The organism is Strawberry lethal yellows phytoplasma (CPA) str. NZSb11, from assembly GCF_000397185.1.
In the GTDB taxonomy this organism is placed as follows: domain Bacteria; phylum Bacillota_I; class Bacilli_A; order Acholeplasmatales; family Acholeplasmataceae; genus Phytoplasma; species Phytoplasma australiense.
In genome coordinates this window covers 718,847-740,669 of record NC_021236.1, presented here as the reverse complement: position 1 = coordinate 740,669, position 21,823 = coordinate 718,847, and the positions used below count along the sequence as shown (strand labels likewise).

17 protein-coding genes, 1 tRNA gene and 1 pseudogene are annotated in these 21,823 nt (G+C 25.6%); 13 read left to right on the top strand and 6 right to left on the bottom strand.

Features of this window, described 5'->3' with window-relative positions; genetic code table 11:
- The first annotated feature begins 136 nt into the window (after nucleotides 1-136).
- The 12 genes and pseudogenes from SLY_RS03605 (at nucleotide 137) to SLY_RS03555 (ending at nucleotide 12,358) form a co-directional block, all read left to right on the top strand.
- Nucleotides 137-1,618 (top strand): leucyl aminopeptidase, encoded by a 1,482-nt coding sequence (locus SLY_RS03605; RefSeq protein ID WP_012358729.1) that lies wholly within the window; start codon nucleotides 137-139, stop codon nucleotides 1,616-1,618.
- 1,037 nt (nucleotides 1,619-2,655) lie between these two features.
- Nucleotides 2,656-4,209, top strand: a complete 1,554-nt coding sequence (gene metG, locus SLY_RS03600; RefSeq protein ID WP_012358728.1) for a methionine--tRNA ligase — start codon at nucleotides 2,656-2,658, stop codon at nucleotides 4,207-4,209.
- A gap of 298 nt (nucleotides 4,210-4,507) precedes the next feature.
- Nucleotides 4,508-5,143 (top strand): sigma-70 family RNA polymerase sigma factor, encoded by a 636-nt coding sequence (locus SLY_RS03595; RefSeq protein WP_015638201.1) that lies wholly within the window; start codon nucleotides 4,508-4,510, stop codon nucleotides 5,141-5,143.
- A gap of 1 nt (nucleotide 5,144) precedes the next feature.
- Nucleotides 5,145-5,372, top strand: coding sequence for a DUF2963 domain-containing protein (locus SLY_RS03590; protein ID WP_015637940.1), 228 nt, complete (start codon nucleotides 5,145-5,147; stop codon nucleotides 5,370-5,372).
- 212 nt (nucleotides 5,373-5,584) lie between these two features.
- Nucleotides 5,585-6,052, top strand: coding sequence for a Panacea domain-containing protein (locus SLY_RS03585; RefSeq protein WP_015637941.1), 468 nt, complete (start codon nucleotides 5,585-5,587; stop codon nucleotides 6,050-6,052).
- Between the two features lie 416 nt (nucleotides 6,053-6,468).
- Nucleotides 6,469-7,752, top strand: coding sequence for a replicative DNA helicase (locus SLY_RS03580; RefSeq protein WP_015638200.1), 1,284 nt, complete (start codon nucleotides 6,469-6,471; stop codon nucleotides 7,750-7,752).
- A gap of 23 nt (nucleotides 7,753-7,775) precedes the next feature.
- Entirely contained in the window at nucleotides 7,776-8,408 is a 633-nt protein-coding gene (locus SLY_RS03575; protein WP_015638199.1) for a hypothetical protein, read from the top strand.
- Nucleotides 8,398-9,045, top strand: a complete 648-nt coding sequence (gene tmk, locus SLY_RS03570) for a dTMP kinase (protein ID WP_015638198.1) — start codon at nucleotides 8,398-8,400, stop codon at nucleotides 9,043-9,045. The genes SLY_RS03575 and tmk overlap by 11 nt, the downstream gene beginning before the upstream one ends.
- An 18-nt stretch (nucleotides 9,046-9,063) precedes the next feature.
- Nucleotides 9,064-9,147 (top strand): DUF2963 domain-containing protein, encoded by an 84-nt coding sequence (locus tag SLY_RS05920; protein WP_420893821.1) that lies wholly within the window; start codon nucleotides 9,064-9,066, stop codon nucleotides 9,145-9,147.
- A gap of 299 nt (nucleotides 9,148-9,446) precedes the next feature.
- Nucleotides 9,447-9,650, top strand: coding sequence for a hypothetical protein (locus SLY_RS03565; RefSeq protein ID WP_041784269.1), 204 nt, complete (start codon nucleotides 9,447-9,449; stop codon nucleotides 9,648-9,650).
- Nucleotides 9,625-10,245: a DNA adenine methylase gene (locus SLY_RS03560; protein ID WP_015638197.1), complete on the top strand. Its 621-nt coding sequence runs from the start codon at nucleotides 9,625-9,627 to the stop codon at nucleotides 10,243-10,245. Before SLY_RS03565 ends, SLY_RS03560 begins: the two co-directional genes overlap by 26 nt.
- Before the next feature lie 1,169 nt (nucleotides 10,246-11,414).
- Nucleotides 11,415-12,358: pseudogene (locus SLY_RS03555) on the top strand (IS3 family transposase).
- A 784-nt stretch (nucleotides 12,359-13,142) separates the two neighbouring features.
- Here SLY_RS03555 and SLY_RS03545 read toward each other — a convergent pair.
- From SLY_RS03545 to priA, 3 genes are all read right to left on the bottom strand, one after another.
- Nucleotides 13,143-13,346, bottom strand: a complete 204-nt coding sequence (locus tag SLY_RS03545) for a hypothetical protein (protein WP_235043261.1) — start codon at nucleotides 13,344-13,346, stop codon at nucleotides 13,143-13,145.
- A gap of 630 nt (nucleotides 13,347-13,976) precedes the next feature.
- Complete coding sequence (locus tag SLY_RS03540; protein ID WP_235043260.1) at nucleotides 13,977-14,528, bottom strand: hypothetical protein; 552 nt, start codon at nucleotides 14,526-14,528, stop codon at nucleotides 13,977-13,979.
- Between the two features lie 1,389 nt (nucleotides 14,529-15,917).
- The gene (gene priA / locus SLY_RS03530; RefSeq protein ID WP_015638190.1) at nucleotides 15,918-18,281 is read right to left on the bottom strand and encodes a replication restart helicase PriA; all 2,364 of its coding nucleotides are present in this window, start codon (nucleotides 18,279-18,281) and stop codon (nucleotides 15,918-15,920) included.
- Between the two features lie 222 nt (nucleotides 18,282-18,503).
- Between priA and SLY_RS03525 the strand changes: the two genes are divergently transcribed.
- On the top strand, nucleotides 18,504-18,707 hold the full coding sequence (locus SLY_RS03525; RefSeq protein WP_012358722.1) for a hypothetical protein: 204 nt from the start codon (nucleotides 18,504-18,506) through the stop codon (nucleotides 18,705-18,707).
- A gap of 117 nt (nucleotides 18,708-18,824) precedes the next feature.
- Here SLY_RS03525 and SLY_RS03520 read toward each other — a convergent pair.
- The 3 genes from SLY_RS03520 to trhA form a co-directional block, all read right to left on the bottom strand.
- A tRNA-Ser gene (locus SLY_RS03520) sits at nucleotides 18,825-18,912 on the bottom strand.
- A 482-nt stretch (nucleotides 18,913-19,394) separates the two neighbouring features.
- On the bottom strand, nucleotides 19,395-20,585 hold the full coding sequence (locus SLY_RS03515; protein ID WP_015638188.1) for an acetate kinase: 1,191 nt from the start codon (nucleotides 20,583-20,585) through the stop codon (nucleotides 19,395-19,397).
- 327 nt (nucleotides 20,586-20,912) lie between these two features.
- Nucleotides 20,913-21,611: a PAQR family membrane homeostasis protein TrhA gene (trhA, locus tag SLY_RS03510; protein ID WP_015638187.1), complete on the bottom strand. Its 699-nt coding sequence runs from the start codon at nucleotides 21,609-21,611 to the stop codon at nucleotides 20,913-20,915.
- Between the last annotated feature and the right edge of the window lie 212 nt (nucleotides 21,612-21,823).

Here is a 21,823-nt window from a genome sequence, read left to right as displayed (position 1 = left end):
AAAATTGAGAATTTAATAATCTTTTTAAGAAAGGGTTTTTGATTTTTCTTTAAAAAAATATTGTCCTTTTGGGATTCCTTTTTTTATATTTTTTTAACAATTTTGTTTTTCAAAATAAGAAATAGGGGTATACGTTATGAAAATTTATTTTAAAAAAAATTATTTGCCAAGCATGGATGTTGACACAGCTGTTGTTTTACAAGTAGAAAAATACGAAAATTCCTTTGGCTTAGAAGCAGTAGATCCCAAAGGAGTTGCTAAAAAGAGTTTTTTAAGAGAAAATTTTAAAGGAGTTTTTGGCACTCAGGTCAAATTATTATACCCAGAAGGGTCACCTGTTGCTTGTTTACAAGTAATGGGATTAGGAAAACAAGAAGAAATTAATGACCAAACTTTTTTAAAAACAGGAGGCCTTTGCTTTCCTCAACTTAATAAAGCTAATAAAGTGGTTGTTTTTGCTGATGCTTTAGGAATTGAGAATCAAACTTCCCAAGTAATGCATTTTGCTTTAGGTCTTTTATTAAGAAGTTACTCTTTTAAACATTATCACACACAAAAAACAAAAAATGAAAAAAATTTAGAAATTACTTTTATTACTGAAAATGCTGAATTATGTCAAAAAGAATTTGATGATGTAAAAGCTATCTTAGGAGGGGTTAATTTAACTAAAGAATTAGTTAATGAACCTGCTAACATTTTAGGAACTAACGAATTTGTTGAAAGAACACAACAACTACAAACTCTCGGAGTTGAAGTTGAAGTTTTAAACAAAGAAACCTTAGAAAAATTAGGAATGAATGCTTTATTAGGAGTTGCTCAAGGATCCCAAAGACCTCCTTATTTAGTAGTCATGAAATGGCTAGGTGGCAACGAAAATGAAAAACCAGTAGCTTTTGTAGGCAAAGGAGTTGTCTTTGATACTGGCGGTATTTCTCTAAAACCTTCTAATAAAATGGAAGATATGAAAGGTGATATGGCAGGAGCCGCAACTGTAGTAGGATTAATGCATGCTTTAGCTGCTAGAAAAGCAAAAGTAAATGTCTTAGGAGTAATTGGTTTAGTTGAAAATATGCCTGGTTCAAACGCACAACGTCCTGGTGATATTGTCACTTCAATGTCTGGACAAACCATCGAAGTTATCAACACTGATGCTGAAGGAAGGCTTGTCCTAGCAGATGCTTTATGGTATTGCAAAACTAAATTGCAACCCAAAATGATAATCGATTTGGCTACTTTAACCGGAGCCATTGTAGTTGCTTTAGGATATGAATATGCAGGGCTTTTTTCTAACAATAAAGAATTAGTAAAACAATTAGTTCATTCGGGAGAAGTTACCGAAGAAAAAGTTTGGCAATTCCCTTTAGGTCCTGAATATGATAGATTAGTAGATGGCAAATTTGCTGATATTTCTAATTGTCCTGTAGGTTACGGCGCTGGTTCTATTACTGCAGCCCAATTTTTAAAACGTTTTGTAGGTGACGATATTCCTTGGGCTCACATAGATATTGCAGGTGTTGCTTCAGGCAAAAAGAAAAACGAATTCAACTCTTCTTGGGCTTCTGGATTCGGAGTGCGTCTTTTAAATCATTTAGTTAAAGATTATTACGAAAATAAATGATTAAAAAATTACGATTAAGAAAAAATCTTCTTTACGTTGTTAAAACTTAAGGCTATTTAAAAATAGCTTTTTTTTATTATTAAATAGTAAAAATCAAGGTGGCAAAAAAAATCATTCCTTTATTTTCACAAAAATGCAATGAAAAAGAAGAAAAATAAATGTTCTTTTAAAAACAACTGAAAAATTAAACTGGAGAACTTTGTGCATCTTTAGCCAAATTATTTAAATTAAAAGAAATTTTTTTATCAATTCATTTCCAATCCCATCATATGAATGAAGCTAAATGAAAATTTTAGAATACCAACAATTGTTATACTCAAAAAAACAATATTTTTTTCTTCCATTAAAATAATATTAAATACTTCTTAAAGACTGATTCTTACTTATTTTTCAATAATCAAACCCTTTTAAATAATTAAAAACTAATGCCTTTAACTTATTGATAATGAATTATAAAAAAACAAATTTATCGTAAATAAAAGAAAATTTAAAAAGAGAGATTTTTGCTTTTTTTAAATATGATAAATTTTTATAAAGTTGAAAAATTATCATAATATAACAAAATAATTCATTCTGCTATAATTAATTTTGTCAAATAAAAACTTGCAAAAAAACATAATGAAGGCATAAAAATAATTTTTTCATCATGTTTGTTAATTAAAAAAAGAATAATAAAAAAAGGAGAAATATAAAATGAGTTTTTTCAAAAATTTATTTTCTAATGAAGAAAAAATATATAATGAAAGAGGGATAATGATTCAAAAAAAATTATGTTGATTTTTATACCACAATAATAGATTTTAATCCTTATAATGGCATAAAAACCAAACAGAGAGACTATAAATTAACGTTTTTTCGTAAAAATTATTTACATCTAGAAACTAATTATTATGCAAACGGAATAAATAAACATTCTGTAATTGAATATAAAAATGATATGCCGATAAAAGAAATTGTTTTTAATGAAGATGGCACTATCAAAGAAATGAAAAAATTTTAATTTTTAGAACTAAAATAATTTTTAATAAAGGAGTTTTATGGAAAACAAAACTAAATTTTACCTTTCAACTTCCATTGCTTACGCTTCTGGAATACCGCATATTGGAAATGTTTACGAAGTTATTTTAGCTGATGCAATTGCTCGATTTAAGCGTTTAGATGGTTGGGATGTTTTTTTTCAAACAGGAACAGACGAACATGGACAAAAAATTGAACAAAAAGCTTCTTCAAAAGGGGTTCTTCCACAAGAATACGTTAATTATATTTCTTCGGAAATTAAAAGAATTTATGATTTAATGCAAATTAGTTATGATCGCTTTATTAAAACAACCAATCATAAACATCAAAAAGCAGTTCAAGTGATTTTTACAAAATTATTGCAACAAGGAGATATTTATTTAGGCAAATACCAAGGATTGTATTCAGTGACTGAAGAGGTTTATGTATCAGAAAAAGATTTAGTGGATGGAAAAACTTTCAATGGTGAAATCCCCATTTTAATTAGTGAAGATACTTACTTTTTTAAATTAGCAAAATATCAAAACCGTCTTTTGGATTATTTAGAAAATAACCCTAATTTAATCCAACCAGAAACACAAAAAAAAGAAATTTTAAATCTTTTAAAAGAACCGTTAAATGATTTATCAATTTCAAGAACATCTTTTCGATGGGGAATCCCTGTTCCTTGTGATAAAAACCATGTTATTTATGTTTGGATTGATGCTTTAAGTAATTATTTAACTGGTTTAGATTATAACCCTAATGAAAACACTAGTTCCAAGTTTTTACAATATTGGCCTTGTAATTTGCATGTCATTGGGAAAGATATTTTAAGATTTCATTTAATTTATTGGCCTATTTTACTAATGGCTCTTAAAATTGAGTTGCCCCAAAAATTTTTAGCTCATCCTTGGATTTTATTTGATAAAAATAAAATGTCTAAATCAAAAGGCAACGTTTTATATGTAGATGATTTATTAAAATTTTTTCCCATTGACACTATTCGTTATTTTGTTTTACATGAAATCCCTTATGCAAGTGACGGAAATATTACTTATGAATTGTTAGTTGAAAGACATAATAGTGTTTTAGTCAATCTTTTTGGCAACGTAGTTCATCGTATTTTTGGAATGTTAAAAAGTTATCGTAATTACCAACTTACTCAAATTTTGGATCTTCCTGAAAATCACCAAGAGTTTGATTTATCGCAAAAAGTTTTGTTAGTTTTGCCTTTAATGCGTCAAAAATTTGAAGAGTGTAAAGTGGGTGAGGCCTTGGAAGAAGTAGAAAAATTAGCGCGATTAATGAATAAATACATTGATTCTGTTAAACCTTGGGAATTAGCACAATTACCCGAAAAAGAAACTTTATTAAATTATGTTTTATATTCTTTGACAGAAGCTTTGAGGTTTTTAGGCGTTTTATTAAAACCTTTTTTACCACAAACAGCAGAAAAAATCCTTTGTCAAATTCAGGCAGAAGATGTTACTTTTGAAAGTTTAAAAACTTTTGGTTTGTTGAAAACTAAAAAATTGATGCCAGATGAAATGTTATTTCAGCGCATAGATTTAGAAAATGTTTTACCACAATAAATTATTATTATTCACGATAATAACAAACAAAAATTAAATTTTTTAAGAAAGCTTTGTTAAAGAAATTAGTTTTATAATGATTTTTGCAAAATCTAGAGGAAAAACAATAGTAACTATCTTATCAAAATTATTAAGGTCTTTACATAAAATTATGGCAAGTGAGGTGTTCCAAAACTTTGGACAACTTTTTACTTTTTAAAAATTCTTTAAGATTAACTTAATAGTTAGTCTTTTTTCTTTTCAAGACTAAAAAAATAATTTCATATCTTTTCTAAAAATATTTTTAGGAAGGAATAAAATGTTAAGACAAAAATTATTTAAAGATTTTTTAAAAAATAAAAATAATTTAGCAATTCGCGATCAATTGATTAAAATGCATTTTCCATTAGTAAAAAAAATAGCCAACCAATTTAAATACTTCCCTAAAGCACTCCAAAGAGAGGATTTATACCAAGAAGGAATTTTAGGTTTAATCAAAGCTTTAAATAATTATCAATATTTAGGATGTGATTTTATTGCCTATGCTAACCCAACAATTAAAGGTGAAATTACAGAACTTATTAGAGGCCTACAAACTACTTCCATTTCCAGAGAAGTTTTTCGGAAAGAAAAACAAGCAGATAATATTCCTTTTGAAGAAAACCAACCCCAATCTATTAATAACAACAATCTAAACCCTCATCAAATTTGGCTAAACCAAGCTAATCATAAATTATTCTTAAAAAAACTTAAAAATATTTTAAATCCCCAAGAATTCGAAATTATTAAATTAAGTTTTGGGGTTCCTTTGGGAAATATTAATGAAGAGCCCCAAATTGAGTATTCCAACAAAAATATAGGACAAATGTTAAATTTATCTTCAAGGCAAGTAGAAATTATCAAAACCAAAGCAATTGCTAAATTAAAAAAAATATATAAAAAAGGAAATAAATAATATGAATTGTAAAAAAAACACAACTACTTACTACAATATTGATGGTAAAACAATTTACGCCATTCACGAACATGATCCCGATACATTGAATTTTATTAAACCAACTTGGTTTAATAAAAATGGCAAAACAATAGATTATATTACTGAGTATGACCCCATAACAGAGGAACCAACCAAAGAAACCTATTACAACTCCGACGGAACAATTAAAGAAGAAAAAACTTTTTAATTAATATATAAACTAAACCCCTTTTTTTTGAAGGGGTATTTTTTATACCGAATTAGTAAATATAACACATAGACCAAATTCTCCTTGGGGAAAGAAGTTATATATCGCAATATTTTGCTTTAAATAATATTCCTGATAAACTTATTCAAAATTATTATTCTCAAAGAAATAGAAAAGTATAATTTTATAACACAATAAAGGAGCAAATAACTATGCAATCTAATAAAATAGATATTCTAGATGTTGCAACTTATTTAGTAAAACACCAAAACAAAGATGATTTTACTCGTATGAAAATCCAAAAATTAGTATTTTTGACATATTGTAAATATTTACTTAAATACAACATTCCTATGTTTGAAAATGATTTTGAGGCTTGGGAAGAAGGTCCTATTTCATTGCCTTTATATTTAGAACAAATTAAATATCCCACCAAATTTGATAAAACAATAACATTTTCTCAAAAATACGATGAAAATAAATTTACCAAAGAACATATCCAAATAATGAATAGCATTTTAAAAAAACATGGTTCTAAACCATTAAGACAAATATATGATTTTATTCATAAAGAAAATGGTCCTTATCAAATAAGTTATAAAAAGAAAGATGTTTCACAAAACTCTATTTTAGATTCAATATTAAAACAATGTTATTTATCTAAAAAACATCTAATATAACAAAAATAATAAAAGAAATGTCAACTCAAAAAGTTATATTTCAATTTTGTGAAACAAAAAAACATTATTTTATATTTATCTAAAACAAGAAATTTAACTTGTAATTACCAACAAATTTTAAATGATTTAGAACAAAAATTATTTTTGTAATTTTATAGGAATTGGTAATCCTAAAGAATGGATTTTAAAATAATATTTTAACTATTATTTATTCTTTTTTATCTCTCAAACCATTAAATTAACAAGTAAAAATTAACTAAAATATTCTTTCTTGCAACCCTTAGACTCTTCTAATCGAGAGTCTTTTTTTATGCAAAAAATCTAAAATCAAAAAGGATTTAAAAATACAAAAACAAAGCAAATATAATAACATAAATGAATAAATAACCCAAATCACAAAAAAAGAAGTTTGAAAGATGATTGAAGCCGAACGTGCATTATTGGGAGCACTATTGTTAAATCAAGAAAAAATGGATGCTGTTATAAATTTAGTCAACACAAACAATTTTTCCAACCCCAAGCATCGTTGTATCTTTGAGACAATGAAGCAATTAAAACTGCAAAATCGCGAAATTGATTATGTTACGGTGGGTTCTGTTTTAGATAACAATTTATACAAAATAGGAGGAATTGATTATTTAATTGAATTAGTGGAGGCGGCCCCTGCAAGTGAATATTTAGAGACATATATTGATTTAATTAAAGAAAATTCCCTTAAAAGAGATTTGTTAGGATTAATCAAACAATTACCAACCGCATTATCAAAAAGTAAAAATATTCACAATTATCTGCAAACAGTCAAAAACCAAGTAGAAAGTTTTATGCAAAAAACCAAATCTCCTTTTATTTCTACAAAAACATTAATTCCTTATATTCGCCAAAGTATTGTTAATGATGACAAAGACAACCAACTTGTAGGAATAAAAACAGGCTTTAAAAATCTAGATGAATTAATTTCTGGTTTCAAACCTAACCAATTAATTATCTTAGGTGCAAGAACTGGAATGGGGAAAACTGCTTTTATGTTAAATTTGGCTTGTAATATTGCAAAAAACTTTACTACCAACCCCGAAACCCAAAAAGCAGTTATTTTTAGTTTAGAAATGGCAGCGGAAGAATTAGGAATTAGGTTACTTTTTTCTGCTTCTCAAATCCCTTTAAAACAACTCCAACACAAAAATTTAACTAAAAATGACAAATTACAATTACTTATCGCTGATGACAAAATTACGCAATTAAACATTTTAATTGATGATGATAGAAATAACAAAATTGAAGATATTAAAACCAAATGCCGTCAAATGAAATATACTAAGGGACTTGATATTGTCTTTATTGATTACCTCCATTTATTAAAAGACGACCAAAGTTTTAATACATACCAAGCAATATCTGTGATTTCGCGCGAATTAAAAAAACTAGCAAGTGAACTTAATATTCCAATTGTGGCTTTGAGTCAAATGAACCGTGCAACTTATGTAAGAGAAGTTAAAAGCCCACAATTAACAGATTTAAGAGATTCAGGAACAATCGAACAAGACGCTGATGTTGTGATGTTATTACACCGCGAAAGTTATTATCAAAAACCTGATATTGACCCACATACGAATTTAATTATTGCCAAAAACCGTAGCGGTCAATTAGGTGAATGTAGTTTTAATTTTTATAAAAAAATCCAAAGATTTGAAGCAAAAGAATAAGAATAAAAAAAGGAAATAAAAATATGAAACAAATATCTAATTTAGATTTTAATAATATTAACGTTTTTAATCATAAATCTTTGTGCGTTAACATAACCAAACAAATAGTTCAACCAATTTTTTTCAACAAAGCTTTTAATCAGTATATGTTTGATTGTCATAATATACTCAATGAATATTTAACCAACAACCAATACAACTCTCAAAGTCAAAAATCAATTCGTGGTAAAATTAACGAATACTTAATTTTGCTTTATCTAAATCAAAAAGGAATTAAATATTTATATCCGCAATCATATTTATTTTTCATTCCTGATATTAAATTTGATTTAGTGTTGTTTACCAAAACTAAACGCATTATTGCTTTCAATTTCAAAACTTGCCTTAGAGATAGATACAAACAATCAATAGTAGAAGGGGAACAAATCAAAAAACTAGACACTCGTTTTGGGTTTTATTTGTTAACAAATGATGAATACGAAACTCAAAGATTAAATAATAAAATTAAAAATGGTAAAGTACAATCAATTAACAAAGTAATCAATTTATTTTCCAATTCAGCCAATCTATTCTTACAAAACTTACTAACCAACCAATTCATTCCTTTTTCACCTATTAATTTAATTAAAAAGATGGTTCACCCTAATGACAAATAAATTAATTAGTTTTGAAGGTGTTGACGGAAGTGGCAAAACTACTTTAATTAACGAATTAAAAACTTTTTTTGAAAATAAAGGCTATCAAATCAAAGTTTTTCAAGGTTTAGGCAGTTCCATCATTGGAAAAGAAATCAGAAATTTATTTTTACATCAATCCAAAATATGTCCTAAAACTAAATATTTACTTAGTCTTGCCAATATGATGCAAACTCAAGATGAATTAATAATCCCTGCTTTATTGAGTGGTTATCTTGTTATAGTTGACCGTTGGTATGATTCTACTTTTGCGTATCAAAGCAAAGGTAATTACATAGATTATGATGATAAAATTACTTCAAAAATCATCAATTATTTCTTAATTAAACCTAAATTAACTTTTTACCTAGATATTGACCCTAAAATTGGGCTAAAACGAAAACAAACCCAATCAAATCATAAATTAGACCTCATTGAGAAAAAACCCTTAAATTATTTTAAAAATGTCCGCGCACATTATTTAAACCAACAAAAATACTGTAATGATTCAAATTGTAAACACCAAAATTGCCATCATTTCTTAATTAACGCAACCAACTCGCAAAAAGAAAATTTAGACCAAATAATGAAAATTTTAATCAATAAACAAATATTTTAATTAAAGGAGATAAAAAATATGAATTATCAAAAAACTTTTTATGATGACGACGGCAAAAAAATTGACTTTATTAATGAATATAACGCTAAAACAAGTAAATGAACCAAATACATTGAAAATTAGAAAGAATTCAACAATATGGCAAAAATATTATCTTTTGTTTTTAAATCTTTATCATTTTGTATTCTTGTTTGTTATTTGAGTTTGCATACTTCTTCTATATTTTCATTCATTTTTTTGTCATTTTTTATCTATCATTTTGTGGATAAAATAATTGATTATATTTTTTCAAATGAATGGTTTTCATTATTGATTCTTAGGATATCAACAACATTTTTATAAAATTATTAAAACTTATTAATTAATAAAAAAATAATTTAAATAAATAAAGGAGAATAAAAATGATTTTAACTCCCAAACACATTTTAATATTGTTAAGTATAACATATTTAGGTTTTATCATAACAAATCTAATGACCCTATTTTTTGATTTTAATTTAGGAATTAAGGCTAATACCGCTATTAGTCTTGTTTCTGATGTTGTCTTTTTAATTTATATTTGGGTAAAGGAGTTTAATAATGAAAATACCATGGATAGGCAGTAAAAAGAAAATGTTACCCCAATTATTAAACTATATTCCAACAAATTATAACAATTATTATAAACCTTTTTTAGGAAGTGGGGCTTTATTCCAATCTCTTACTCCCTCAACTGTCACTTTGAACGATAATGATATCAATTTAATACAACTTTGGAAAGATATGTTAGCAAAACCAGAATTGTTTTGTGATTATGTGCGTAAATTTGAAGACAAAATATATGTAAATAAAGATCAAAAGACGCAAAAAAAATCATTTAAACATTTGGTAGAAAAATTTAATAAAAGTAATTTGGGTGCTTATAAAAGTGCCCTTTTTTATGTTTTATTGAAATATGCTTTTAGGGGCATTTTCCGATATCGCTCTGATGGAACTATTTATTTAGGATACAGTTTTTCATCTCGTTTCAAAAACCCTATAATTGTTTTATCAGAAATCCAAAGAATAAAAACCAATGTTAAGAATATAAAATTGTTAAATGGCGATTTTGAAAGTGTCATTAACCAAACCCAAAGCAACGATTTTATATTTGTTGATCCTCCGTATTGGCGTGAAGGGACTAAAGATAATGGTAAGCTCCACGAAAATGGCACCATTTGAGAACAACATTTTTTTCCAAAAAAAATATGATTTTTTGAAAAACCAAATTGTTTATTAATTACCTTTATTATAACATAATTAAAATTATTTGTCAAAATATAAAATATTAATTATTTTTAAATTTGTTGTTCTCAACCAGTACCACTTTTCTAATTGGTTTTTTGAAGAAAAAAATTTATATTTTATAAGTATAAAGTAATAATATTTTAATAGTATAATATATATGGTTAATATACTATTAAAATATTATTGTTGTCAATACTAAAATATAAAAAAATTATTTTTTTTACACAATAATCTAAAAAGAATTGATTTAAAGAATTTTATTAATTATAAAAAATGAATATTCAAAATATTAGCTCTTAAATGATTTTATATTTATGATTTGATATTTATTGTTCTAATAAAGAAGAAGTCAAAAAAAAGAAATTAAAAATTATAATTGAAAATATTATTTTTTTAATTTCAAATAACTACTTTTAGAATAAAAAATACCCCCCCTAAATCAAACATGCCTCTTTAACGCATTATTTTGCCCCTCTCGCTGTGATTAAATTACAATTAATGGTTTAAACCTTAGGGATTGATTTATACCCCCTTAAATCCAATTTATCCTCTAAGTGACCTAAAAAACCTTGTAAATACCTACTTTTAATTTTTACAATTTTGGCATAAATTAAAACGGATCATTTTTCAATCTAATTTATAACCCCCCCTCAACTAGAGGGGGGGTTTTTTATTTCTTCCATCATCATTTTCGCTAGTGTTTATGGTGAGGGATTTGCTAATTAACCCTTGTTATTATATAGCACAAACAGCCCAAAATTAAAAACTCCGCATTATTGTGTAAAAAAATTTAATCCATGTCGTTTTTATGGAGAGTTTTTCTTTTTTTTGACCTATATATATAATGGTATGTTTCTAATAAGGTTAAACCCGTGGGTAAAACTAAACACCAATTCAAAAAAGCCCTCCAAGGCTGTTTTGAATTGGTTTGTGATGAGTAATGATTAATTCGGGTTTAACCTTATTAGAAACATAATCATTAATATTATATAGTAATTTAATAAATATATTTTAAAATTAAATTTTAAAATATATTTTTGAGTTATAATTATCTTTGTAATTAATAAAAAAAATATTAAGATATAAGAGAATTGGTGTTAATAATGCAAAAATTAAAGCAAAAAATAAGATTATTACAAAATATGATTTCTCACATTCAAACTATTAATAAAAAAATAGTTTTTCAATTGGTTAAACAATTTTCTCAAGACCTAAATTTAACTACCATTTTAAAAACAATTCGCATTAATCGAAGTACTTATTATTATTGGCTAAAAATTGAAGAAAAGCAAAAATTAAAACAAAAAAAATATTTTTTACAACAAAAAAGAATTAAATTTTTATGTTTACACCACCAATATTTTTACGGCCATCGTAAAATTACTGATTTATACCAAAAAACTTTTAACGAACCCATTACTAAGAAAAAAGTTTATCTTATCATGAAAGAAAATAATATTTGTTGTAAGTTAAGGCCTAAAAAAAATAAATATTATTATCATAAAAATTTAAAATCTAACCTCCAAGTTGCACCAAATTTAATCAATCAAGACTTTACCTCATCCCAACCTATGAAAAAATTATTCACCGACATTACTTATTTTTCCACTTCCCAAGGATTTATCTATTTTTCTGCCATCATCGATTCTTTTAACAACCAAATCATCGCATCCCATACTTCGAATCGCCAAGATAAAGAATTAATTTTAAATACAATCAAAAAACTACCTCCATTAAAAGAACCTTGTGTTATCCATTCCGACCAAGGATTAGTTTATCAATCCCTAAAAGTACAACAAACCTTAACTAAAAAAGGTTTTTAATCAGCATGCCCCGCAAAGCAACCCCACGCGATAACGCCGTGATTGAGAACTTTTTTGGCCAGATGAAAAGTATTTTATTCAACCAACATCCATTTTTATTTCAACAAGTTCCATGCAAAATCAAAAAAATTATCAATCAATTTACTTCCTTTTGGAATAACCAATGGCTTTTAACTAAATTAAATACTTCATCTCCTGTAAAATATTCTCAAACTTTTAGATAAATATTTAATTATCGATAATAAACTCAAAACCTTTTTAACAAGAGGTTGTTTTACTGCGCATTTTTTCTATAAAAAATTAATAACTCCGCATTATTTTGTAAAAAATTTAATCCATGTCGTTTTGTAGGTGATTTTTTCTTTTTTTCGGCCTATATATATAGTGGAGGGATAAAATATTAAAAAAATATCTTTTGAAATTAGCAAATTATGAAAAAACATTAGACACTTTTTAAGTGTAATGAAATTATTTGTTAATTTGAAAAGATATGAAATTATCTATTTAATTTTAAGTCTTAAAGAGTAATTTTTAAATAAAAAGTTGTATTAAAAAAAGGAACAGTGCAAAGGTTGCAAGAATTTCAATAAAAGATTGTTTTAGTTAAAAAAACTGCATTATAATATAATTGATTTTAATTTTTTTAATTAACGTCTAACCACGATTATTAAAAAAGCTTCAATTTAAAAATTGACTAAAATAACTAAACTCACCGAAATACAAACATAAATCATATATATATAAACAAAGAAAGCAAAGAAAATAAAAAGAATCATCCAAGTTGCGTGCACTTCTTTTTTAAAATCAAAAAAAGCACCATTTTAAAAAAATTATTTTACTGCAGTTTTTATCAAACAAAATGATAAACTAAGGTAAAATATTTTTTCTTTTTATTTTCTTCATATTTTTTTAACTTTTTTGACCTAACTATATAGCAGAAGTTAAAAAATTTAAAAAAATATCATGAATTTTATTTACCAAATTATGAAAAAAAATTATAAATGTTTTTTAGTTTAATTGATTTGTTTTATGAGTTTCAAAAGATATGTAATTATTTAATTTATTTTTAGTTTTAAATAATGTTTTTGAAACAAAAAAAGTCTTTAAAACAAGAACGATTAACGACAAAAGTAAATGAACCAAAATATCGGGATTTTGAATAAACAAAAGTATTTTTCCGATGATGAAAAGCAAAAATTTATGCATGAACATGAAAAAGACAAATAAGTTATTTCCAAACAAATAAATTTTGATATTTTTAAATTAGTTAATTATTTCTAGAAAAATTTTTTTAATCTTAAAAAAACTAACTAAAAATAAGTCAGGCATCATTTTTTTAAAAAAAGCGTCTTTAAATTATTTCATCATCTCAAAGTAAATGTTTCTATATCACAACAAACACAAATACAATTGATGTAAAAAAAGGGTCCCAAAATGAAACCTGCTAACATATTATAAATTATAAAAGATTATTATATTGTTCTTATGATAAATTTAAAGAATACAAAATAAATTCAATAAAAAAGTAAAACTGGAAAATCTTTTTAAAAACCTTTTTTTATAAAATGTTTTCTATTAAAATTTTAAGGACATCAAAAAAATAAAGCATTTGGTGGGTATTTGAATCAAGGATTAATCGAAGAAAAAAAGAAGAAGATAAAAATAGAAAGATTTTAGAGATTTTAACAAAAATATATGAAGACAATAAAGAAAAAACAAAATTAATTTATGTATTAAATCCCAAAACATAAAAGTCAATGAAGTTAATTTTAAGTCCCGCAAAAAACTGAGGTTCAATTCTTTTGAAAGACTTAAAAAATTACTCATTGACTTTTTTATTATCTAAATTTGTTTGTACTTTTGAATTTTTTTTATTATTTTTTGATTATTTGAAACTAAATCAATCTTATCAAAAGAAATATTTATAATATATTCTAAGATAAAGCCTTTTTCTCGCAATACAAAAATAAGGGCATGAAAAAAACAATAACCATCACCTAAAGTATCGCTAGATTTTTTGATAAAAAAATGATAACTGTTGTTTTGCATTTTTAAATCAACCGAGCGACCCAAACCAACCGAAGATAAAGAATTGCAGTCATTAATTATTAAATTAAATTTTTGGTTTAATCTTTGGGATAAAAAATCAAGTGTTCCTTGAATTAAAGGAGTGGTTGCTGTTTTCAAAGAACAATTTAAAACATCATTTTCAAAAAATTCTTGATCTCCTTGTAAAATAGTTAAATAAAGAGATTGAAATTGATTATCATCTAGGCCATCAATAAATTGGTTTAGCCCTAAATATGCTAATTGACGGGTTAGTGGAATATTTTGAAATTTTTTGGGCTTGGAAACATAAACCAAAGAAGGGGAAGTATCAGGTTTTGAAAACACAAACTTCACAAAACAAAAAGTTAATAAAATAAAACAAAAACAAATAATAATAAAATTTTTAATTTTCTTTTTCATGACTAATCTTTAATAAAACTACTTTCTTTTTTCTTAAATACCAAAGAAATCATAATTTATAAAGTCAAGAAAAAATTTAAATATATAAACATAATTACATCGTAATTATATCAATAAATGGGTTAATAAAAAATAATAAAGTCAAGATTTTAGTAATGATTTTGTTTATTTAAACATTTTTTAAAAGCTTGTGAATGAACCCCAATATTGAAATTATTGAATAAACAAAAGATTTTTCCAATAATGAAAAGAAGTTATGGCTAAATTTTTCAATCACTTGCTAAAAATTACTGTTTACTAACTTACCGATATTATAACAACAAAAAAGTATTTTTCAACAATAAAAACAACAAAATTAAATAAAAAAAATTGAAAAACTTAATCACCTTTGTAAACTCAAGGGTGATTTTTTTGACGCCATGGGCTGATGAAAAAATTAACTTTTTATTTAATTAAAAAATGTCTTACAGCAGATTCGCTCTATTGCTTTTTTGAAAAAACTTTTTTTGATGATTTCTTAAAAAAATTCGATATTAATTAATATTTAAGTAATTTCAAAATTTGTGCTATTTACTGTTTATCTAGAAAAAATTACTTAGATATTTTGGTTTTTGGTATGTTAGTTGCATCATTTTTTGATTTTTTATTACATGTTTGGTATTTTTTTGATTTCTTAAAAAAAATCGATATTAATTAATATTTAAGTAATTTCAAAATTTAGGATTTTACTGTTTATCTAGAAAAAATTACTTAGGTATTTTGGATTTTGGTATGTTAGTTGCATCATTTTTTGATTTTTTATTACATGTTTGGTATTTTTTTGATTTCTTAAAAAAATTCGATATTAATTAATATTTAAGTAATTTCAAAATTTAGGCTTTTACTGTTTATCTAAAAAAATTACTTAGGGTGGGCTGCTGAAAAAATTAGGATACTTTTTATTTGTTATTTTTGAAATTAATACATGTTTTTTCAAAAAAACATTTTGCAACCAAATTAGAAAATTATTTTTTAGTTTATGCATTATTTTATGTATAAAAACTCCCCCATAATTAATTATAAAAAAATTGAGTACAAAAAAAGACCGACTAAAAATAAGTCAGTCTTAATTTTTTTAAAAATAAAAACTTTTTATAATTTTTTCAGCAACCCAGTCAGTCCTAAAGTTTTTTTAAAAAATAAAAAAACCGTCCATAAGTTTGCCAACAGCAAAACATAAAAAATTAGATAAGTTTTTGATTTAAAAATTTACAAAATTACATTAAAGTTGTTTTTTTAGAAATAAAATATTAAAAAAAGAGAAAGTATTAAATTTTATAATAAATAAGCAAAACGATCAAAAAAAATTAATGCATCTTGTTGAATTTTACGTTCAACAATAAAATCTAAATTTAAAGGCCAACGATGATATTTTAAGGTTAATAAAAAACGATAATGGTTATTTTTTTTTGGAATAGATGATAAAACAGGACCTAACACTTTTATTTTTTGATAATGATGGATTTCCAAAATATTTTTAATACGACAGGCAATCTCAAAAGTTTTTTGAAAATTTTTATTTGTAATCATCATTTTGCTGATATAACCAAATGGTGGCATTTGAGTGATTGATCTTTCTTGTAACAACTCTTTCAAAAAATTAACTTCATCATAAAGAACAGCTTTTTTAATGGCAAAATGTTCTAAATTATAACTTTGAACGATAACTTGACCTTCTTTTTTTCTCGCACAACGTCCTGCAGCCTGAATTAATAACTGAAATGTTTTTTCAGAAGCTTTAAAGCTAGGAATTTTTAAAAGAGAGTCTGCCATTAATATTCCTACAAAAGTAACTTGATGAAAATCAAGCCCTTTGGCAATCATTTGTGTTCCTAATAAAATATCGCCTTTTTGTTGTTGAAAATCATTCCATAACTTTTCGTATTGGGATAAACGAGTGACATTATCTGAATCAAAGACAATTGTTTTTGCTTGAGGAAATTTTTTTTGCAAATAATTTTGAATATATTCAATCCCCACCCCCAAAGCCTTAACGGTTTTATGGTTGCAATTGCTACATTGATAAGTGAATTGTTTTTGAAAACCACAATGATTACATTTTAAAAGTTGTTTTTTACAATAATAAGTTAAGCTGTTATTGCAATTAAGGCATTTAGGAACCAAGCCGCAAAAACGACATAAAACAAAAGGAGAAAAACCTTTGGTATTAATAAATAAGATTGCCTGCTCTCCTTTTTGTAAAGTTTCTTGCAAGGTGTTTTTGAAAACTGTTGAAAAAGGTTCTAAGTTGCCGTTTTTTAACTCTTGCTTCATATCAACTAATTTAATAGGCGGGAATTTGTTGATTAAAGCTCTTTTGGTTAATTTCAACAATTGGTATTTTTTTTGAACAACTTGATAATAACTTTCTAAAGAAGGGGTAGCACTTCCAAGAATTAAAGGGATTTGGTGATAACAAGCCCTTATTTGAGCTAATTCTTTGGCATCATAAGCGGCTTTTTCTTTTTCGATTAAAGATTCGTCATGTTCTTCATCAATAATGATAATCCCTAAATTATTTAAAGGGGCAAAAATAGCACTTCTAGTCCCTAAAACAATTTGAGCTTCTTGGGAAATGATTTTATTAAATTGAGCTTGTTTTTGCAAAGGCGTTAAATAACTATGAAAAAAAGCTATTTCAATCTTTTTAAATTTAGCTTCTAAACGTTGAATTAAAGGAGCAATTAACATCACTTCAGGAACTAAAAATAAGATTTGTTTTTTTTGTTTTAAAACCTCTTGAATCAAATTTAAATAAATTTCTGTTTTACCAGAACCTGTTTTGCCATGCAAAAGATAAGTTTGGTATTTATTCAAAGAAACACTTTTGATAACTTGTATTTGTTCTTGGTTTAAGGTGATTTTTTTATCTTGTTTGAGATATTCAAAATGATGGTTTAAAATGATGGTTTTTTTTTGGTAAAACTCTTTAATGATTTCTTTTTGAAGAAGTGATTTTATAACACTGGGAGTGCTTATCTTTAAAGCATCTTTTCTATTGATGACAATTTTGCTTTTGGCATTTTCATTTAAAGCAATTAATTTGTTAATAAAATCTTTTTCTTTATCTTTTAATAATAACGTTGATAAGGTTTTTAATTCAACATTTAAAAAATAACTAATAATTGTTTTTTCGTTTTTTTTAGTTTTTGCAATATCTTTAATTGAAACAATCCCTTTTTGTGATAGTTTTTGCAAATCTTTCATGATTTTATTTTTAGCATTAACTAAAAAAATATTTTTTGAAGGCAAAACCTTGATAAGTTGTTCGGGGATTAATTCTTTTTTAAGGATACAAATTTCTTTTAAATAAGTTATTAAAGAAACTTTAGGGATAATAGTTTGATAAACTAAAGATTTAATGCTAAAAGGAGTTTTTAACATTTCTTTTGCTAATAAAAACAACTCTTCGTTAAAATAAGGTTTTTCATCTAAAACATCAATTAAATTTTTGTTCGCAAAAGAACTTTCTTTTTTTAAATCAATTACATACCCCAAGCGAGGAGCATTTTTTTGACCGAAAGGAACAATGACGCGTATACCTTTTTGAACTAAAGAGGCAAATTGGGGAGGAATTAAATAATCAAAACATTGGTTTAAAGAAGAGGTTTTAAGATCTATAATTACTTGCGCTATCAATTTAACTATCCTTTTTTATTTATTAATAATTTGTATTTAATTTTTATGCTTTTTTTTAATTTGTCAATTTTGGGCTTGATTTGGAAAGATAATGATTATTTTTACTGGCAAAATACAGCAACTAATTTTAGTTTGAATAATATTTTTGTTTTTTATTAAAATAAAAGCTTGTAAAAATTATATAATATCTTTATAAGAAACAAATACGAAAAGAGTGTAATTATGTTAAAAAGACAAGCAAAAGAGCAAAAAATCCGTAAAATGTTAAAAAAGGTTGAAATCAACAAATTAAAAATTGTTATTTTAAAAAAATGTAGCAAAAAAACTCATTTTGAAATTAAAAATCATATTCTTTTTGTTAATCCTCAAGTTACATTTCTGATTGATAAAGTTTTGAAAGAAATGGCAGCAAAAGCAGCAAAATAATATTTGATTGAATACTTAAATTCGTTTGACAACTTATAGATTATGTTTTTCTTTATCAAAGAAAAATCAACCACGTGAATTGAAATATTTAATTTAAAAATAAATTTTTTTAATTATTGGCGGAGAAAGAGGGATTCGAACCCTCGCATCTTTTGGATCTACACGCTTTCCAAGCGTGCCTCTTCAGCCACTTGAGTATTTCTCCTAATAAAGTCTTAAAAAAAGACTTTTGCATTTGTTAAAAAAAGTTTGAATTAAAAAGGTTTTATGAATAAAAAAAGTAAAAATATTTTAGTTTGGGAAAGTTTTAAAAAACCTTCATTCGTTTATGAAAAATATTTCATGAATAAAAAAATTAAATTGTGTTTAAACATTAAAAAAGTTTCATTCATTCGTTAAAAAAATAAAAAATATTTTATAGATAAAAAGAGGGTTTTTTATAAATTATTGCATAATTAATTGCCAATTGTTTGAAAAAATTTGCATAAGTGATTGTGGGAAAAATAATTATTTATCCTTTTCGTTTTAAAAATATTTAAAAAAAGAAAATATTTATATGCAATCTTTAAACAACTTAAAAAGAATTTATGAATAAACTTATCACAAAATCACACCAAAAAAACAAAAACAAAGTTTTTTTGAAAAACTCATAAAAGAATTTTTGAAATTATAAAAAACTCAAAAACACTATTTTTTTACTTTTTTATAAATCCTTAAAACATCACAAGCAATTGAAAGCTCTTCGTTAGTAGGAACCACAAAAGCTTGCTGAAGTGAATCAGAAGAAGTAATAACGGAAGTTTTTCCTTGCACTTCATTTTTTTGCTCATCTAATCGAAAGCCCAAAACAGATAAACGCTTAATTATTTCTGATCTAAAAAAAGATGAATTCTCGCCAATACCAGCAGTAAAAACTAAAGCATCAATTCCTTTTAATAAAACATAGTAACTAGCAATATAATCAACAATTCTTTTTATTTGAATATCAAAAGCTAAACGAGCCTGAGGGTTCCCCTTTTTAATTTCTGCAAGAATATCGCGTGCATCGTTGGAAATAGTAGAAACCCCAAGTAAACCCGATTTTTTGTTTAAATCATCTGTTATTTCAGCAATACCTTTGTTTTCTTTTTCAGCGATAAACTTAATTACTGCAGGGTCAATATTACCACTACGAGTCCCCATAGGAACACCTTCTAAAGGAGTGAAACCCATTGAAGTATCAATTGATTTACCTGAATCAACCGCACACAAAGAAACACCATTTCCAGCATGACAAATAATTAATTTAGCATCTTTTTTATTCAAAAGTTGTTGCATTTGTTCGGTAATATATTGGTAAGAAATGCCATGAAACCCGTATTTTCTTACTTTGTATTTTTGATACCAAGCATAAGGAGTAGCATATAAAAAATTCTTTGCAGGAATAGTTTGATGGAAGGTAGTATCAAAAACGCCGACTTGAAATAAAGAGGGCAAAACTTGGCGAAAAGCTTTAATACTTACGAGGTTGGCTGGATTGTGCAAAGGAGCCAAATCGCAAAGACTTTCAATTTTGGCAATTTCTACATCATTTAAAGCAGTTGCATCTTGGAACAATTCACCACCCTGAACAATCCGATGTCCCACGCCATCAATATCTTCTAAACGAGCAATTATTTTATTTTCAATTAAAGAAGTTAATAATAATGATACTGCTTGTTGATGGTTTTTAATCTCTAAGGTTTTAGAAGTTTTATGATTTTGGTTTTTCAATGTAAAAGTGGCATTATTAGAACCAATTCTTTCAATCAAACCAGAAGTGATTAAATTTTTTTGAGGCATTTCCAATAATTGAAATTTTAAAGAAGAGCTACCTGAATTAACCGACATAATTTTCATATATTTTTTTCTCTTTTCTATTTAGATATAAAGTTTGTAAATATTTGGATTTTATAAATTTTATTTTAATTATTTTCATCATAAAACATGAAAGTTAAAAAAATATAATAAATAAATTTTTAAAAGAAACACAATCTTTTGTCTTAAAAGATTTTTTTAAAGTCAATGAGTTTCTTTTAATTTAAAAATAAGCTTGTTTTTATCAATAACAAATTGCTTTTTGAAAGTTTGTTTTAAACTTTTTTCAATAATACACTTGAATCAAAAAAAATAAAAAGGGATTTTTTTGGGTGGAATTAAATAAAAAAACAAAGGATTAAAAAAGTTTTATTTGTTCAAACTATTCAACATATAAAAAATACCCAAAGCATGAAATGTAGTCCCTAAAATAACAAAAAGATGCCAAATAAAATGGAAATATTTTTTATAGTCTTTCACAAAAAAATAAACCCCAACACTATAAAAACAACCCCCTAAGAAAATAAAAAGAAAAAAGAGTTCGTTGCCTGGTTGAAACAATTCCTTAACAAATAGCAAACCACTCCACCCAAACAAAAGAAAAAGAGTGAGGTGCAAGTGTTCCCATTTTTCAAACCAAAAGATTTTGCCAACAATTCCTAACAAAACCAAAAGACATTGACAAACAAAAATCAGGCGACCTTTAGTAAGGTATGGTATTATTTCACTAACCAAGGAAGGGCCTTGCAAACCCTTTAAAAGTAGCAAAATAGGTGCAAAAGTGCCCCAAATAAGCACATAAATACTAATATGGTCGCTTTTTTGAAAAAATTTATGTGCTTTGGTGAAGGATAAGGAATGGTTGAGAGTGCTTGCCAAATAAAGAAGGATGACAGAAATACTAAAAATTAAAACAATAGGGACGTCAGATGGGCTTTTTTTGTTAGTTTGGATGATGAAAAAAACAAGAATAAAAATTCCAAAAAAGACCATTAAACCATGAGAAATGGCGTTGGCAATTTCTTCGCCATAAGTTTGTCTGCTGGTTTTTTTGGTAGGCCATTTCATAATCGTTCTCCTTAATTATTTTAAAATATCACATATATTTTAGCATATCAAAACCCTAATTTGCAAATGTTTTTATTAAAAAGAAAAAAATAGCTAAACACCTAAAAATTTTTTATGTTTGGTATTTTTTAAAAGGGGCAAGGTTTTTTTGGCAATTTGTTTCAAACGCTTCACAAAAAGAGTTATAAAAATGTTATTAAATAATTAATTTA